This window comes from Pseudomonas sp. ASL3, assembly GCF_056680425.1.
The window spans coordinates 3804538-3820840 of sequence record NZ_CM155281.1 but is presented as its reverse complement, the minus strand read 5'-3'; the positions used below and the strand labels follow the sequence as shown (position 1 = coordinate 3820840).

17 protein-coding genes are annotated in these 16303 nt (G+C 58.2%); 7 read left to right on the top strand and 10 right to left on the bottom strand.

The window, feature by feature from the left end:
* Positions 1-57: 57 nt before the first annotated feature.
* Entirely contained in the window at positions 58-918 is an 861-nt protein-coding gene (locus tag AC1MEE_RS17710; protein ID WP_480410892.1) for a shikimate dehydrogenase, read from the bottom strand.
* 5 nt (positions 919-923) lie between these two features.
* A complete protein-coding gene (gene aroQ, locus AC1MEE_RS17705; protein ID WP_480410891.1) occupies positions 924-1364 on the bottom strand; it encodes a type II 3-dehydroquinate dehydratase in 441 nt (146 codons plus the stop codon).
* Between the two features lie 334 nt (positions 1365-1698).
* On the opposite strand from aroQ, the gene bamJ reads away from it, so the two are divergent.
* From bamJ to AC1MEE_RS17680, 5 genes are all read left to right on the top strand, one after another.
* Positions 1699-2439, top strand: a complete 741-nt coding sequence (gene bamJ, locus AC1MEE_RS17700) for a BamJ family beta-barrel-assembly machinery protein (RefSeq protein ID WP_480410890.1) — start codon at positions 1699-1701, stop codon at positions 2437-2439.
* A 373-nt stretch (positions 2440-2812) separates the two neighbouring features.
* Positions 2813-3265, top strand: coding sequence for a YkvA family protein (locus AC1MEE_RS17695; protein ID WP_480410889.1), 453 nt, complete (start codon positions 2813-2815; stop codon positions 3263-3265).
* 146 nt (positions 3266-3411) lie between these two features.
* Complete coding sequence (locus tag AC1MEE_RS17690; RefSeq protein WP_480410888.1) at positions 3412-3750, top strand: helix-turn-helix domain-containing protein; 339 nt, start codon at positions 3412-3414, stop codon at positions 3748-3750.
* Complete coding sequence (locus tag AC1MEE_RS17685) at positions 3747-4112, top strand: hypothetical protein (protein WP_480410887.1); 366 nt, start codon at positions 3747-3749, stop codon at positions 4110-4112. The genes AC1MEE_RS17690 and AC1MEE_RS17685 overlap by 4 nt, the downstream gene beginning before the upstream one ends.
* A complete protein-coding gene (locus AC1MEE_RS17680) occupies positions 4109-4585 on the top strand; it encodes a sel1 repeat family protein (RefSeq protein ID WP_480410886.1) in 477 nt (158 codons plus the stop codon). The genes AC1MEE_RS17685 and AC1MEE_RS17680 overlap by 4 nt, the downstream gene beginning before the upstream one ends.
* Here the strand turns inward: AC1MEE_RS17680 and AC1MEE_RS17675 are convergent.
* Both AC1MEE_RS17675 and AC1MEE_RS17670 read right to left on the bottom strand, forming a co-directional pair.
* Positions 4582-6354, bottom strand: a complete 1773-nt coding sequence (locus AC1MEE_RS17675) for a bifunctional diguanylate cyclase/phosphodiesterase (RefSeq protein ID WP_480410885.1) — start codon at positions 6352-6354, stop codon at positions 4582-4584. The two genes, AC1MEE_RS17680 and AC1MEE_RS17675, sit on opposite strands and share 4 nt — an antisense overlap.
* 143 nt (positions 6355-6497) lie before the next feature.
* Complete coding sequence (locus AC1MEE_RS17670) at positions 6498-8579, bottom strand: carboxy terminal-processing peptidase (protein WP_480410884.1); 2082 nt, start codon at positions 8577-8579, stop codon at positions 6498-6500.
* Between the two features lie 139 nt (positions 8580-8718).
* On the opposite strand from AC1MEE_RS17670, the gene AC1MEE_RS17665 reads away from it, so the two are divergent.
* On the top strand, positions 8719-9681 hold the full coding sequence (locus tag AC1MEE_RS17665) for an NAD(P)H-quinone oxidoreductase (protein ID WP_480410883.1): 963 nt from the start codon (positions 8719-8721) through the stop codon (positions 9679-9681).
* Between the two features lie 46 nt (positions 9682-9727).
* On the opposite strand, the gene AC1MEE_RS17660 is transcribed toward AC1MEE_RS17665, so the two are convergent.
* From AC1MEE_RS17660 to AC1MEE_RS17635, 6 genes are all read right to left on the bottom strand, one after another.
* On the bottom strand, positions 9728-10381 hold the full coding sequence (locus AC1MEE_RS17660) for an HAD family hydrolase (protein WP_480410882.1): 654 nt from the start codon (positions 10379-10381) through the stop codon (positions 9728-9730).
* A gap of 126 nt (positions 10382-10507) precedes the next feature.
* A complete protein-coding gene (locus tag AC1MEE_RS17655; protein WP_480410881.1) occupies positions 10508-11497 on the bottom strand; it encodes an ABC transporter ATP-binding protein in 990 nt (329 codons plus the stop codon).
* Entirely contained in the window at positions 11494-12294 is an 801-nt protein-coding gene (locus AC1MEE_RS17650; RefSeq protein ID WP_480410880.1) for an ABC transporter permease, read from the bottom strand. Before AC1MEE_RS17650 ends, AC1MEE_RS17655 begins: the two co-directional genes overlap by 4 nt.
* The gene (locus tag AC1MEE_RS17645; RefSeq protein ID WP_480410879.1) at positions 12281-13141 is read right to left on the bottom strand and encodes an ABC transporter permease; all 861 of its coding nucleotides are present in this window, start codon (positions 13139-13141) and stop codon (positions 12281-12283) included. Before AC1MEE_RS17645 ends, AC1MEE_RS17650 begins: the two co-directional genes overlap by 14 nt.
* Positions 13120-13926 (bottom strand): alkaline phosphatase family protein, encoded by an 807-nt coding sequence (locus tag AC1MEE_RS17640; RefSeq protein ID WP_480410878.1) that lies wholly within the window; start codon positions 13924-13926, stop codon positions 13120-13122. The genes AC1MEE_RS17645 and AC1MEE_RS17640 overlap by 22 nt, the downstream gene beginning before the upstream one ends.
* Positions 13927-14054: 128 nt before the next feature.
* On the bottom strand, positions 14055-15122 hold the full coding sequence (locus AC1MEE_RS17635; RefSeq protein ID WP_480410877.1) for an ABC transporter substrate-binding protein: 1068 nt from the start codon (positions 15120-15122) through the stop codon (positions 14055-14057).
* A gap of 362 nt (positions 15123-15484) precedes the next feature.
* Between AC1MEE_RS17635 and AC1MEE_RS17630 the strand changes: the two genes are divergently transcribed.
* Positions 15485-16201 carry a UTRA domain-containing protein gene (locus AC1MEE_RS17630; RefSeq protein ID WP_480410876.1) on the top strand — a complete coding sequence of 239 codons (717 nt, stop codon included), beginning with the start codon at positions 15485-15487 and terminating at the stop codon, positions 16199-16201.
* Positions 16202-16303 lie beyond the last annotated feature (102 nt).

Sequence of the window (16303 nt, the reverse complement as noted above, 5' to 3'; positions counted from 1 at the left end):
CAGGCCTGGCCGCGTTCCCGACCACGACGGCGGACGTCGCCGTGGCCGGTCAACCTTTCAGGCGTTCATACTGTGGAAATGGGCCTGCATACGCTCGGCGTTGGCCGGACAATCGCTGAACAGTTCGAAGGCCTTGACCGCCTGGAAAACCGCCATGGTGCCGCCGTCCAGTGTCCGGCAACCCAAGGTGCGGGCATGCTTGAGCAGCTCGGTTTCCAGCGGAAAGTAGATGATTTCCGCGACCCATAACTCAGGACGCAGCAACGCCACTGGCAGCGGTGTGCCAGGCAGCTTGGCCATGCCCACCGGTGTGGTGTTGACCAGGCCGTCGGCTTGCGCCATCGCGGCAGGCAAATCGAGACCGACCACGGCGCGTCCGGCACCGAAGTGAGCATTGAGGTTGTCCACCAGGCTTTGCGCACGGCTCGGATCGACTTCGAACACGGTCAGTTGCTCGACCTCTTCACGGAGTAGCGCATGCGCCACTGCCGCGCCGGCACCGCCTGCGCCCATCTGCACGACGCGGCGGCGTGCCGCCTGGCTCAAGCCCCGACGGAAACCTTCGGCAAAACCCAGGCAGTCGGTGTTGTGGCCGGTGCGCTTGCCGTCCTTGAACACCACGGTATTGACCGCGCCGATGCCCCGGGCTTCAGCAGAGAGTTCGTCGAGTAACGGGATGATTGCCTGCTTGCACGGGAAGGTGATGTTCAGGCCGGTGAAGCCCATGTGTTGGGCGCCGTCGAGCAGTTGGGGCAGGGCGGCGGTGTCCAGTTTCAGGGCGTCTAGATCGATCAGCCGATACAGGTAACGCATGCCTTGGGCGTCCCCCTCATGTTCGTGCAGCGCCGGGGTGCGTGAAGCCTGGATGCCGGCCCCGATCAGGCCCGCAAGGATGGAGTGCTTAGTGTTGTTGGTCATGGGAATCAGGCTTCTAATAAGTAAGCGAAATGATCAAGCGCCATGCGATAGCCATTGCTGCCCATCCCGCATATCACACCGACGGCAATCGATGAAACGAAGGAGATATGGCGGAAGGTTTCGCGCTTGTGGACATTGGATAGATGCACTTCGATGACAGGCTGTTCAGCAGCGATCAACGCATCGCGGATGGCCACCGAGGTATGGGTCCAGGCGGCAGGGTTGATCAAAATACCTGCGCAGCGGCCCCGAGCCTTATGAATCCAGTCAATCAGTTCGCCTTCGTTATTGGTCTGGCGAAACTCGATGATCAGACCGTGCTGCGCAGCGCTGCGCTGGCACAGGTCAGCGATATCCGCGAGGGTTTCGTTGCCATAGGTTTCCGGCTCCCGGGTCCCGAGCATATTTAGATTGGGCCCATTGAGCACCAGAATGGTCCGAGTCATTGCAATGACCTCCGTTGTTATTTGAATCGTCATTTGAGCCCCACCGAATGCGACAGAGCGGGTGCTGTAAAATGTACTAAATGGTTAGTTTAGTCAATGAGAGGCATCCGATTGACCTGCGTCACAGGTCACGAAATGGCCGGTCAAGGCAGATGGCCTCCTTTTGCCCAGCTGAACCAATGCTGTACGACATGCACATGGCGCAATAAAACGTTTGGATACCTGAACTTATCTGCCTTTTCTGCCTCTCATGCCGGTAGCCATTGATCGCGGCAGCCTGATAAGCTCGCGGCTTTACTCGTTTGCCCTATTGGCGCATGAACAAGGAATTAGTATGAAACAGCATCGGTTGGCGGCGGCGGTAGCCCTGGTAGGTCTGGTACTGGCGGGTTGTGACTCGCATACCAACGTAGAGCTGAAAACTCCGGCGCAAAAAGCTTCCTACGGCATTGGCCTGAACATGGGCAAAAGCCTGGCTCAAGAAGGCATGGATGATCTGGACTCCAAAGCCGTAGCCCAGGGCATCGAAGATGCCGTCGGCAAAAAAGAACAGAAGCTCAAGGATGATGAGCTGGTCGAAGCCTTTGCTGCCCTGCAAAAGCGCGCTGAAGAGCGTCTGGCCAAGATGAGCGAAGAGTCGGCAGCCGCCGGCAAGAAATTCCTCGAAGAAAACGGCAAGCGTAAAGACGTGACCACCACTGCTTCCGGCCTGCAATACGAAATCATCAAGAAAGCCGACGGCCCTCAGCCAAAACCGACCGACGTGGTGACTGTTCACTACGAAGGCAAACTGACTGACGGCAAAGTCTTCGACAGCTCCGTTGAACGCGGCAGCCCGATCGATCTGCCAGTCAGCGGCGTGATCCCGGGTTGGGTTGAAGGTCTGCAACTGATGCACGTAGGCGAGAAAGTCAAACTGTACATCCCGAGCGACCTGGCTTACGGCGCGCAAAGCCCAAGCCCGACCATCCCTGCCAACTCGGTGCTGGTGTTCGATCTTGAACTGCTTGCCATCAAGGACGCTACTACAGCAGAAGCTCCTGAAGCGCCAGCGGCCAAGACCAAGACCAAGTAATCGAGCACTACTGGTTTGAGCACAACGCCCCGTTTCGACGGGGCGTTGTTGTTTCTGGCGTTGGCCAGCGAAAGAGTGATATTTAATGCAGTTGTATTATCGTTAGAAGGCTGTTGATATTGGTCATATTGTAGGACGATTTATTGTCACCCCTGCGGAGCGGTGGGGGTAGCTTCAGTCAGGTCCCAAGTCAACGAATTTTATGGGATTTTTAATCTGAGTAAAAAACGCCCGATTTGATCCAAAGCCCTATACAGCGGGCGTCTCCGGCCTGAAAAATGGCTCTGTTCACAAGGTTATCCACAACTTGTGTGGATAACCTTTTGTGCTGCACAGTAGTGCTAGCTGTTGCCAGCCTCCGATGGGAGTGATCATGAGAACACCCTGGAATTTGATTCGATTTTTGCCCATGGCTCAACGCGTGATCAGCCGCGGGCGTTTGCCGGCGTTACTCTTCGCTGTCGCGCGCAAGGGCGCAGCGCAGGGCAACCGTTTGGGCAAACTCAAGGATGATCTGCGCTTGCTGCAGGCCTTGTGCCTGGCCTATTGGCGTGGGGAGTACCGAGACATAAGCCCCAAGGCGATGGTTTCGGTGGTGGCTGGGCTAATGTATTTTCTCAGTCCCGTAGGCATCATCCCGAACTGGATTCCCGTGATCGGTATACTCGATGACATCGTGGTACTGGGCTGGGTCATGAAAAGCCTTGAAAGTGAGCTGGATGCCTTCCGTGAATGGCGAGCCAAACAGACGCCCGAGAAGCTGGCCGTCGTCGAGCGGTTGCCCGATACGCCGGCATTGCTCGAATTGGAGCACCGCAAGGACTGAATCCGGCGCGGATTTATGTGAGCAGTCTGTGGGACGGAGTAAAAGCGTGTCGAATCAGAGCACGCAACCTTCCTCTATCCGCTGTTAAGATATCAACACAAGGAAAAAGCCTACTTGCAAAGTGTTGTAGTCCTACAGGGGGATGTATGGATCTTCAGATAATTTCACGTGATGGAGAGCCAGAGTACGCAGTGTTGCCATGGGCTCAGTATCAGGCTCTGCTCAAGGCAGCTGGCATCGCCCATGAGCCCGCCCAGCCCACATCGAACCCGTCTGTCGCCGCGTCTGCCGAGCTTCCCGGCTTCGATCAGCTGGGCGCCTTGCGCGCCGCCAAAGGCCTGGAAGTCGCGCAGTTGGCGCGCACTGTGGGGATCAGTCCCTCGTACCTGGATTTGATCGAGAGCGGCGAGCGATTGCCTGATGCCGCGATTCGACGAAGCCTGGCCTGGGAGTTGGGTGTCGCCGGTTGGCGAGGTGAGTCATGAGCGTTCGCATCAGCCGCCAGCACTGGGATGGGCTGCTGACTGAGCTGGACCAGGCTCGTCGGCAACGGCATCTATTGACCTACCGCGCTTTGCTCGAGCGCCTGCAACTTCCCAGCCCTGCGATGCAGACCCTGACCGCCGCACTTGAACACTTGGCAGTACTGGACGCTCGCGCAGAGCAGCCGTTGCGCAGCTCATTGGTGATCAGTCAGGGCGCGAGTCGTTTGCCGCGTACCGGCTTTTTTGAATGTGTCGAACGGCTTGGACGATTCTCCGGCCCTTCCGACGGCGTAGCCGCTGCGTCATGGCATGCTTCTGAAGTGGTGCGGGTCTTCGAATACAGCTATCCGGAACTCGCGTGAGTCCAACTCTGTGGCGTTTGCGGGCACGATTGACCTACCTTTTGGCTAGGCGGTTGTTCCATTGGTCGTGGTTCGTTCGGCAGCCTCGGGGTTGGCAGTGGCTCGAAGGCCAATTCTCGCGCATGGCCAACCTGGGTGATGTGGGTGCTCAGAGCTTCTATGGCCATATTCTGACGTTTCGCGGCCAGGGTTTGGGGGCTCGTGAGGAAGGCCTGCGTTTGTTGCGTCTGGCGGCCTTGGGTGGCGATGGCAAGTCGGCTTACCAGCTCGGCGTGTTGAGCCTGGCGGGCGACACGCGCAAGGGCCCTGACGCCGTTGATGCGGCCCAATGGTGGGCTTTGGCGGTCAAGGCCAGGCATCCACTGGCGGCTATCAAGCTGGTGCAGTTGTATCAACAGGGCGGCCCTGGGTTACCGCCTGATCTGGAACGCGCCAAAGCGTTTGAAGCCCAGACCAAACAGCTCGGTTTCTAGCTCTCCACACCGGCCTCACAGTCCTGTGTATCGATCACATGCACGCTGGCCCCGGCGATCTTCTTGGCGTAGTGCTTGGCTTGCGACGCCAGTTCCGCCAGTTGGCTGGCATCCAGATGCGCACAGGCTTCAGGGCGCAGATGAACCACGCCGATGGACAGCGACAGTAGGGGGAAGTCCTGGTGTTGGCCCTGGCGATTGAGGCCGGTGAAGCAGCCGGACTCCAGATGCTCGGCCCGGTAGAAGCGCCGGCACTGGTTCTGAAAGTCTTCGAGCAAAAGATTCAGGCGTTTACGCCAGTCCTCGGAACTGAGCACCATCAAAAAGTCATCACCACCGATATGTCCGACAAAGTCGCGGCTCGGGTCGATCCGGTCGTTCAGGCATTGCGCCAGACACAACAGCACCTCGTCGCCGCGCCCGTAACCGTAGATGTCATTGAACGGCTTGAAGCTGTCGATATCCACGTAACAAATCATCGACTCGCGGCCTTGTTGCAGTAACCGGGTGAGGCACTGCTGGATGGGCACGTTGCCTGGCAGCAGGGTCAGCGGGTTGGCATAGCGCGCCTGCTGGATTTTCAGTTCAGTGATCAGTTTTAGCACGTCAATCACCCGACCCAGCCCCAGATAGCGGCCGTTGAGGGTGATGATGAAGTCCTCTTCGATGCGCTGCCGGGCACGGCTGGTCAGTAAGCGGCTGACCTGCTGCAACGACTGGTTCAGCTCCACAGCAAGAAAATCATGGCTCATCAGGCGACTGATCGGTTTGCGGGCGAACAGGTCAGTGGCGAAAGGTTTTAGCAGGGCCTCGGACAGCGAGTGCCGATGCACGATGCCGCAGGGTTGCGATAGCTCGTCCAGCACCGCCAGGGAATTGAGGTTGGCTTGCTTGCGGAAGTACTCAAGCACGCCGGCGGTGGGGGTGCTCTGATTGACCGCCGGCTGTGCGTTGAGCAATGCGCTGAGGTCTGGAGCGTCCTCGTTCAACGTCGGGGCAGTCGGGTCGATCTTGGGCAGCAGCGCGCGGGCATCTCGCGGCGGATGTTCTTGCGGGCGGCAGAGCAGGTAGCCCTGAACCAGATCCACGCCCATGTCGATCAACACCGCGAGTTCTTCCGACAACTCGATACCTTCGGCGATCACGATCGCCTTGGAGGCCTTGGCCATTTGCAGCATGGAACCGACGAACTCACGCTTTACCGCATCTTGATGAATGCCGTCGATAAAATGTCGATCGATCTTCACATAGTCCGGGCGCAGCTCCGACCACAAACGCAGGCTGGAATACCCTGCACCCAAGTCGTCCAGCGCGATGGAAAAGCCCATGTCCCGATAATGATGCAGCGCGTTGTACAGCAGTTCGAAGTCTTCAGTGGGTGTCTGCTCAGTCAGCTCGATCACCACCTGGCTAGGGGCAATACCGTAGGTCTGTAGCAGTTCCAGCGTGCGGCCGGGCGGGTGAGTGACTTCCAGCAGGGATTCAGGCGAGACGTTGAGGAACAGCTTGCCTTCGAGTTTCTGTTCGCTGAAACGTCGGCAGGCACATTCGCGTGCCGCCAGTTCCAGTTCACTGAGTCGGCCCGCCTGACGGGCGACCGCGAACAGGCTGATGGGCGAATGCAGCGGGCTGTTGGACGGGCCTCGGGTCAAGGCTTCATAGCCGAGAATTCGACGGTCCGATAACGACAGTATCGGCTGGAACAAGCTGTGCAAATCGCGGTGAGCCAGGATCGAGCTCAGTGCGCTCAGCTGTTCAATGGCGGTCATGGCGATCTCTGCGCAAGAAAAAGGGGCTGAGCGTTATGGCGCTCAGCCCCTCTATTTCACGACAGATTGATGACTATTTGATGACCAAATGCTACTAAATAGAACTAAATGGCCATCGTTTCTCCGTCACCGGTTCTGCCTTTTTACTTTTTTGCGAGAGCAGCATTCAAACCCAGGTAGTCGATCAGGATGCGCCCGGTTTCTGCCAGGTAGGCGTCATCCTCGGGTTTGGTCTTGTCGTCTTCCACCGGCAGCGCGTCTTCATCCTCTTTCTTCAGCTCTTTGAGCGGCTCTTCACCTTTGGCCTTGCGGCGGGTGTTTTCCAGGGCCAGCTGTTTGCCTTCGATGTCGGTGTGTTGAGCGCGACGTTCGGCTTCGTTCAGGCTGACAGTTTTCTCCGCCATCAACTTCTGCGCCAGATCCAGACGGTTCTCGATGAAGACGAACTCTGGATCTTTCGATGAGCGCGCGTCATGCCGCGTCTTGAGTTGCGCCAGGAACGGTTTGAACGGGTCGACCACAGGTTTGATCGCCGGTTTGATGGTGTCGTACGACATGGCCTCGGGCAACGCGCTTTCGCCGATTTCCTTGGTGTCGATGATCGACGGGTAAGCGATGTCCGGCAGCACGCCCTGATGCTGGGTGCTCTGGCCGGAAACCCGGTAGAACTTGGCCAGAGTCAGTTTCAGTTCGCCATGGTTGAGCGGCTGAATGGTCTGCACGGTGCCTTTACCGAAGGTCTGGCCGCCGATGATCAGTGCGCGGTGGTAGTCCTGCATGGCGCCGGCGAAAATCTCCGAAGCCGAGGCCGACAGGCGGTTGACCAGCAGTGCCATTGGGCCTTTGTAGAAGGCGCCGGTGGCTTCATCTTCAAGCACATCGACCTTGCCGTCGGCGTTGCGCACCAGCACGGTAGGGCCTTTGTCGATGAACAGGCTGGTCAGTTCCGTGGCTTCCTGCAACGAGCCGCCGCCGTTGTTGCGCAAGTCGATGACCACGCCATCGACTTTTTCGGCTTGCAGTTCGGTCAGCAGTTTCTTCACGTCACGCGTGGTGCTCTTGTATTCCGGATCGCCAGCACGGTAGGCCTTGAAGTCCAGATAGAACGCCGGTATCTCGATGATGCCGAGTTTGTAGTCGTGGCCATCCTGCTTGAGGTTGAGGATCGACTTCTTCGCCGCCTGTTCCTCGAGCTTGACCGCTTCGCGGGTGATCGCGACGATTTTGCTGGTCTGGTCATTCGGCGCGTTGGTGGCCGGAATCACTTCCAGGCGCACGATCGAGCCTTTAGGTCCGCGAATCAGTTTGACCACTTCGTCCAGACGCCAGCCGATCACGTCGACCATCTCTTTGTCGCCCTGGGCGACGCCGATGATCTTGTCCGACGGCGCGACCTGCTTGGTTTTGGCGGCGGGGCCGGCCGGAACCAGGCGCACGATCTTGACGTTGTCGTTATCGCTCTGCAACACAGCGCCGATGCCTTCCAGCGACAGGCTCATGTTGATATCGAAGTTTTCCGCACTATCCGGTGACAGATAGTTGGTGTGCGGATCGTAGGACATGGCGAAGGTATTGATGTAAGCCTGGAACACGTCTTCGCTACGGGTCTGAGCCAGTCGCGACAGCTGATTCTTGTAGCGCTTGGTCAGCAGCTCCTGAATCGCTTTGGGTTCCTTGCCGGCAATCTTCAGCCGCAGGACTTCATCCTTGACGCGTTTGCGCCACAGATCGTCCAGTTCTGCATCGTTCTTGGCCCACGGGGAGTCCTTGCGATCAATGAGCAAGGTTTCCTTGGTGGTGAAATCGAGCTTGTCGACGCCTTTGTCCAGCTCTGCCAGCGTAAAGTCCAGACGCGCTTTGACGCGGTCCAGGTAGCGCTTGTAGATGGTGAACCCGGCGTTCAGGTCGCCACTTTTAAGAAAGTCGTCGAACTGCGTGCGCCATTTATCGAACTCAGTGATATCACTGGCCAGAAAATAGCTGCGCGACGGATCGAGCAGCTTCAGATAACTCTCGTAGATGATGACCGAGCGTTTGTCGTCCAGCGGCGGCTTGCTGTAGTGGTGCCTTTTGAGCAGCTCTACAACATTAAGGCTGGCAATGACTTCTTCGCGATCAGGCTGAAGGTTATCCCAGCTATTGGCTGCGAATATAGTGGCGGACAACGGCAAGACACTGAGACCGATAAAAAAGGCAAGTGCGGTGCTGGGGAAAAAATGCTTCATGCTGATTCGACGCGGGGGCAATTGATAACGCATATTAGGCCGTCTTTTAGATCGCCGGTTCCGTCGGATCCGGTCGCATAATGCAAAAAGCCCGTGCGTCGATAGCACCGGCTCAGTCCAGACTCACTATGGAGGCACTGTGAAGGCATTGCAAGGCGTTGACGGACATGTGGAATGGGTCGAACAACCCGGTTTGACGTGTGATGTAGGGCAAGTTCGCATTCGCATCGCTGCGGCGGGCCTCAATCGCGCGGATTTATTGCAGCGGGCCGGGTTGTATCCACCGCCTCCGGGAGCCAGTAAAACCCTCGGTATGGAGTGTTCCGGGGTGATCAGCGAAGTCGGTCCGGGTTCGTCCTGGCAGGTTGGTGATCGAGTCTGCGCGCTGTTGGCCGGCGGCGGCATGGCTGAGGAAGTGGTAGTCGATGGACGGCATGTGCTGCCGGTCCCGGAAGGTATGACATTGCCCGAAGCGGCAGGCATCCCCGAGGTGTACGCCACGGCATGGTTGAACCTGTTTCAGCTGGCGGCGTTGAAGCCCGGTGAAAAAGTGCTGCTGCACGCCGGGGCAAGTGGAGTTGGTTCAGCTGGCATTCAGCTTTGCAAAGCGTTCGGCAACCCGGTTTGGGTGAGCGTCGGTTCGACCGAGCGTCTGGCGTATTGCGAAGCGCTGGGTGCCCAGGGCGGGGTGGTGCGTAGCGACAACCTGGAAAGCCTGAAAGACCTCGGGCCGTTCGACGTCATCCTCGATCCGGTCGGCGCCAACTACACGGCCTTGAATGTCAAAGTGCTGAACCTTGATGGCCGGTTAGTCCTCATTGGCCTGATGGGCGGCCGCGAAGCGCAACTGGATCTGGCGCAAGTGCTGTCCAAGCGTGTGCAGATCCTGGGCTCGACCTTGCGTAGCCGTGATGATCAGTTCAAGGCGGACCTGCTCAGCGATCTGAACCAGCATGTGTGGCCATTGTTCACCGAAGGCCGCCTCAAGCCGCAACTGGCAAAAACGTTCCCGATCAAAGACGCCGAAGCGGCATTCGCCGAACTGGCGACCAATCAGGTGTCGGGGAAAGTGGTGCTGGTGGTGGATAGCAGTTTGGTCTGATACACCGCGTGAAGCCATTCGCAGGCTTGCCTGCGAATGGGGCTGATTACTTCCAGCGATGAATCGGCCACCCAGCCTTTTCCGCGTGTTCGCGCAGTGCCGGATCCGGGTTGACCACATGGGGATACTCGACTTTGAGCAGCAGCGCCATATCGTTGCGTGAGTCTGAATAGAAGCTCGCGCCGTCCAGCGTTTCGCCTTCGGTTTGCAGCCACTCCAGCAAGCGTGTGACCTTGCCTTCGCGGTAGGTCAGTACGCCGCTCGTGGCGCCGCTGTAGACGCCATGTTTGACCTCCAGTTCGATGCCCAATATCTCGTCGATACCCAGCCGTTCGGCGATGGGTTTGACCAGGTGCGTGCCTGACGCCGAGATCACCAGGATCCGGTCGCCCGCCGCACGATGGGCGGCGATAGCGGTGCAGGCTTCGCTGAAGATGATCGGCTCGATCACGTCCTCGACCCAGGGTTCCACCAAGTGCTCGACCTCTTCCGGGGTGCGGCCGGCCATGGGCTCCAGGCTGAAGGTCATGTAGTCCTCCATTGCCAGCAATCCGGCGCTATAGGCGGCCATCAATTCATCGTTTTTGCGCATGAACGACTCAGGATCGGCCCAGCCGAGTCTGACCATTTGTTCGCTCCACAAACTGGCGCAGTCGCCGTGGATCAAGGTCTCGTCCAGATCAAATATTGCTAAAGCCATGAAGCCCATCCTCTAAAAATTTGGTGCTGTACCTATGTAGGAGCGGGCTTGCCCGCGATGGGTGTGTCAGACGCAGAAGGTCCTTCGGCCCTTATCGCGGGCAAGCCCGCTCCTACAAGGGGTCTGTCAGGCTACCTCACAAAGCGCCGAGGGATCGATGGCCAGGGCGACGCGCCGACCGTTGGGGTGCAGGTCGGCGGCCGAACGGTTGAGCACGTCGACGACCAACTCCACGCCTCGGGCTTCGATCCGGTAACGGATGACGTTGCCCAACAGGCTGTGGCTGCGCACTTCGCCGTCCAGCTCGCCGGTCAGGCTCAGCTCGATGGCTTCCGGGCGGATCGCGAGGCGACTTTTTATCGGCCGCTGCAGCAAGCGGCTGGCACTGGCGGCATCCAGCACGTTGTAGTTGCCGATAAAACCGGCGGCAAACACGTCGACCGGTGCGGTGTACAAGGTTTCGGCATCGCCGCTTTGCACGATCCGGCCCTGGTTCATCAGGAAAATCCGGTCGGACATGGTCAGCGCTTCTTCCTGATCGTGGGTCACGAAAATCGTCGTCAGGCCCAGCTCTCGCTGGATCTGACGGATCTGTTCGCGCAGGTGTTTGCGAATCCGCGCATCCAATGCTGACAACGGTTCATCGAGCAGCAGCAAGCGGGGCTGGGTCACCAGCGATCGGGCCAATGCCACGCGCTGACACTGGCCGCCGGACATCTGATGCGGGTAGCGGTCGGCGAAATCGGTCAGCTCCACCAGTCTGAGGATGTCGGTGACGCGCTTGTGGCTGTCGTCGCTGTTGACCTTTTGCATGCGCAGGCCGAACGCAACGTTCTGCTCGACAGTCATGTTCGGAAACAGCGCATAGCTCTGGAACACCATGCCGATCCCGCGCTTCTGTGGGGAGACCGGTACCAGGTCCTGACCCTCCAGCAGAATGCGGCCGCTGGTGACGGAAGTCAGACCCGCGATACAGCGCAGCAAGGTAGATTTGCCGCAACCGGACGGGCCGAGCAGCGTCACGAACTCGCCTTTCTTGATTTCGCAGTTGATGTCGCTGAAAACCGCGGTGCTGGCGTAGTGTTTTTGCAGGTGTTCGACGCTGACGAAGCTCATTGGCTTTTGTCCTTGTTCAGTAAATTGGCAACCCAGGTCAGCACCAGCACGAAAAAGAAGTAGGAAATCACCAGGGCGCTGGTGAAGTGGCCGCTGCTGTTGCGCATGTTATTCAGGTAGACCTGCAGGGTTTCGTAGCGTGTACCGACCAGGATGTTAGCGAACACGAATTCGCCGAACAGGAAGGAGAACGACAGCAGCAACGCGATCATCAGGCCTTTGCGCAGGTTGGGCAGCACCACCAGAAACGCGGCTTGCCAAGTGCTGGCGCCGAGCAGCTGCGAGGCGTCCATCAGGTCGGTCAGGTTGATCGCTTGCAGGTTGTTGGTAATCGCCCGGTACATGAACGGTAGGGCCACGGTGAAGTAGCAGCCGATCAGAATCCACGGGGTGCCGACCATCGCGAAAGGCCCGGAACCGTAGAGCTGCAACAAGCCCACAGAGGACACCACCGGCGGCACGGCGAAGGGCAGCAGGATCAGGATGTTCATCAGCGCATCGAGCTTGGGAAAGTGGTAATGCACCACGAACAGCAGCGGCAGGATCAGTACAACCGAGAGGATCAGCGAGCCGACACACACCAGCAGCGATTGACCAAAAGCATGCAGAAAACGCGGATCGCTCCACAGTTGCTCATACCATTTAAACGTAAAGCCGCTGGGCAGAACGGTTGCCGACCAACTGCTGGCCAGGGAATAGATCAGCGTCCCGGCCAGCGGCAGCAGCAGAATGATGAACAGCAAGTACACCACGGCGCGGTGATAGAGGACGGCGGGGCCGCGTTTAGCGCGAGACATGGTAGCTCCTCTTCAACAGCCACTGGTGGATGATGGTGACCAGGGTCATCAGACCCACCAGCACCACCGCCAAGGCGCTGGCCATGTTCGGATTGAGGCTGATGTCGCCCGAGACCATGGCGGCAATACGGATCGGCAGCACGTTGAAGTTGCCGGTGGTCAGGGCGTATACGGTGGCGTAGGCGCCGAGGGCGTTGGCCAGCAAGATCACGAAGGTGCCGATCAGCGCCGGGGTCAAAACCGGGATGCCGATATGCCGCCAGAATTGCCAGCCGCTGGCCCCGAGCAGAGACGCGGACTCACGCCAGTCTTCGCGCAGGGCGTCGAAAGCCGGGTAGAGCAGCAGCACGCCCAGCGGAATCTGAAAGTAGGTGTAGAGAATGATCAGCCCGGTTTCGGAATACAGGTTGAAGTCCTGAATGACCCCGGCCTGCTTGAGCATGATAGTGATCGTGCCGTTGAATCCCAGCAGGATGATGAAAGCAAAGGCCAGCGGCACACCGGCGAAGTTGCTGGTCATATTGGCGAAGGCGTTGACGAAATCGCGCAGTCGCGAGTCGACCCGGCGCAGGGAGTAGCTGCCGAGCACGGCAATGATGATCCCGAACACGCTGGACCAGAAGCTGATCTCCAGGCTGTGCTGGATCGCCTGCATGTAGAACCGGGAGCTGAATATGTCTGTGAAATTGACCAGGCCCCAGCCGTTTTCTTCCGATTGCAGGCTATTGATCAGCACCCAGGCCAGCGGGGCAATCTGGAACACGATGAAAAACACGACGAAGGGCACCAGGCAGAGTGCCGCCAGCCATTTGCCTCGGACTGAGTTCACTTCAACAGCTCCCGGCATACAGGTTTGTCGTGAGGGACACCGAGCAATTCGCAGACCGTGCCGCATAGATCGGTCTGTTTCGGTTGGGCGTTGTTATCGAAACTGAAGGCGTCGCCGAGAACGAACAGCGGTACTTCGCGTTCTTCCGGGAGCAGGCCATTGTGCGAGCGGTCGTTGTTCATGCCATGGTCGGCGGTCACCAGTACCTGATAGCCGGCGTCGAGCCAGCCTTGCAGGTAGTCGGCGAGGATGATGTCGGCAGAGCGCGCGCTGTTGCGGTATTGCGCTGTATCGAGGCCGTGCTTGTGCCCGGCGTCGTCGATGTTCATGGGGTGTACCAGCAGGAAGTTCGGCGCATGGCGCAGGCGCAGGCTTTCGGCGTCGGCGAACAGGTGCGAATCCGGATAGTGATCGGCGTAGTAGAAGTGCCCGTGCTGGATCGGCAGCTGCGTATCGTCGGTGTGACGGTCGCGGGCCGCCAGGAACGGCGAGCGGTTATACAGTTCGCTGACCCAGTGATACGCCGCGGCGGCGGTGCTGAGTCCAGCTTCGGTGGCGTAGTGGAACACGCTGCGCTGATTCGACAGGCGCGAGACGTTGTTGTGCACGATGCCGCTGTCAATCGGCGTCACGCCGGTGAGGATGCATTCGTAGAGCGGCCTGGACAGAGCGGGCAGCTCACATTCCAGTTTGTACAGGGCTGCGCGTCCTGCGCCTGCGTAGGCCTGAAGGTGCCCCATGGCATGCCGGGCGACCTGATAACTCAGGCCATCGAGCACGACCAGGATGACGTTGTGCTTCATGAGGGAAAGGCTCCGGGTTCGCGGGTGTATAGGTGTAGGTCATTCGCAGGCAAGCCTGCTCCCACAGGAGTAGTTGATCCATTGTGGGAGCAGGCTTGCAACTACGCGTCCCGCTGCGAACAGCTGACTTATTTCATTTCGATAATGACTTGCTCGTTCCATTTTTGCGGCAGGCCCTTGGAGGTCTTTTCCCAGGCATCTGCGTCTTTGATTGGCTTCACGTGTTTGTACTGCTCATTGGGTATCAGCTTGGCTTGTACATCAGGCGGCAGCGTGAGGTGATCGGCGCGAATCGGACGGGCATTGCCACGAGCCAGATTGGTCTGGCCTGCATCGCTGAAGATGTATTCACGAGCCAGTTTGGCAGCGTTCGGGTGCTTGGCGTATTTGTTGATGATGGTGGTGTAGCCGGAAATCACCGAGCCATCGGATGGGATCAGCACTTCATAGTCGTCCTTGTTGACCATCTTGTCGCGGTAGCTCAGACCGTTGAAGTCCCAAACCACACCGACTTCGATTTCGCCTTTTTCCATCGTAGCGATAGTCGTGTTGGACAGCGACAGGCGACCTTGCTTGGCAATCTCGGCGAACATTTTCAGTGCCGGTTCAATGTTCTTTTCATCGCCACCTTTGGAAATGGCGGCAGCCAGTACGCCGTTGGCGGCCTGGGCAGCAGTGCTCACGTCACCGATGGAGACTTTGTATTTGCCTTTCTCCAGGTCAGCCCAGCTTTTTGGTGCGTCGGAACCATGGAGCAGCTTCTTGTTGATGATGAACGCGATAGTGCCGGTGTAGGCGAGTGCCCAGTTACCGTCTTTATCTTTCGCCCAATCCGGGACTTGAGCCCAGGTGGTCGGCTTGTAAGGCTGGGTCACGCCCTGTTTTACAGCGATAGGACCGAAGGCTGCACCAACATCGCCGATATCGGCGCTGGCGTTGTCTTTTTCCGCAGCGAATTTTGCGACTTCCTGAGCCGAGCTCATGTCGGTGTCGATGTGCTTGAGGCCGTACTTGGTGGACAGATCTTCCCAAGTGCCTTTCCAGTTGGCCCAGTCATCGGGCATGCCGACGCTATTGACCGCGCCTTCCGCCTTGGCAGCGGCTTCCAGGGTACTCAAATCGGTATCAGCGGCCATGGCTGCGGTGCACAAGGCGATGGTCGAACCTAACAGTGATGCCAGGAAAAGATGTTTCATCCGAAGCTCCTTTGGGCGTTTTCAACGCTGCGTTTTTATCGACGTTAGTGCGGTTGGGTTGGTCTAGGTCAGCAATACCTGAGCCAATTTAAGCTTGCCGGATGACACTTTGATGTCGGCATCACTCCTGCAAGGGTATTCGTCAGCTAATGTAGGGCATTGCGAGATAAGCGTAGACCATAGCTAATGAATTGATATTTATAGTTTTAATTTTTTTAAACGATCGCTTCAGAACGTCGTTCAGCAGCTTTGTCATCTATCAGTCATGTGCGTTGCCTAGGCTGACAGATACTTACAGGAGCGGTATTCAAGCTCGGTCCTGCCCATAAACAGCATTGGACTAGTCCAGATAGGTAACGTTGATGCGCGAAGATGCACCAAAGGCGGTGACAGCCATCGGTCTGGCCTTGCAGGAACAGATCGAGCACGGCTTGTTGCCGCCCAGCAGCAAACTGCCCGCCGAGCGCAAACTCAGCGAGTTGTTCGGCACCACGCGGATCACCGTGCGCGAAGCGTTATTGCAGTTGGAAGCCCAGGGGCTGGTTTATCGCGAGGAGCGACGTGGCTGGTTTATCTCGCCGCCGCGTCTGGCCTACGACTTGATGCGTCGCAGCCATTTTCACGCCATGGTCAGTGCTCAGGGACGAGTGCCGTCGACGGAGGTGATTTCAGCGCGACTGCAACCGGCGTCCGCCGCCATATGTGCCTGGTTGCAGTTGCCGGCGTTATCCAGCGTGATCCAGATCTGTCGCGCGCGGCGCATTGATCAAAGGCTGGTGCTGTACGTGGAGCACTACCTGAATCCGGATTACTTTCCGCGGATACTCGACTTCGATCTCAATCAATCGCTGACCGAGCTATACGCCAGCCACTACGGTCTACGGTATGGCCAGGTGCGTTTCGAGATGGTGCCGACGGCGTTGCAGGTAGATGCGGCAGCGGCGTTGAAGGTATCGGTGGGCAGTCCCGGCCTGCGCATTGCCCGGGTCAACTACGATCAGCAGGGCCGTTTGATCGACTGCGACCTTGAGTATTGGCGGCATGATGCGATTCATGTGAGTGCGGTGGTGACGGGGTAGGGGACTGATTTATTTTCAGCGCTTCATCGAAAATCAATCTGTCCCGAGGCCGGGGACAGATTGATTTTTCAAAGAGCGCGAAAAATAAATCAGTCCCCTCGC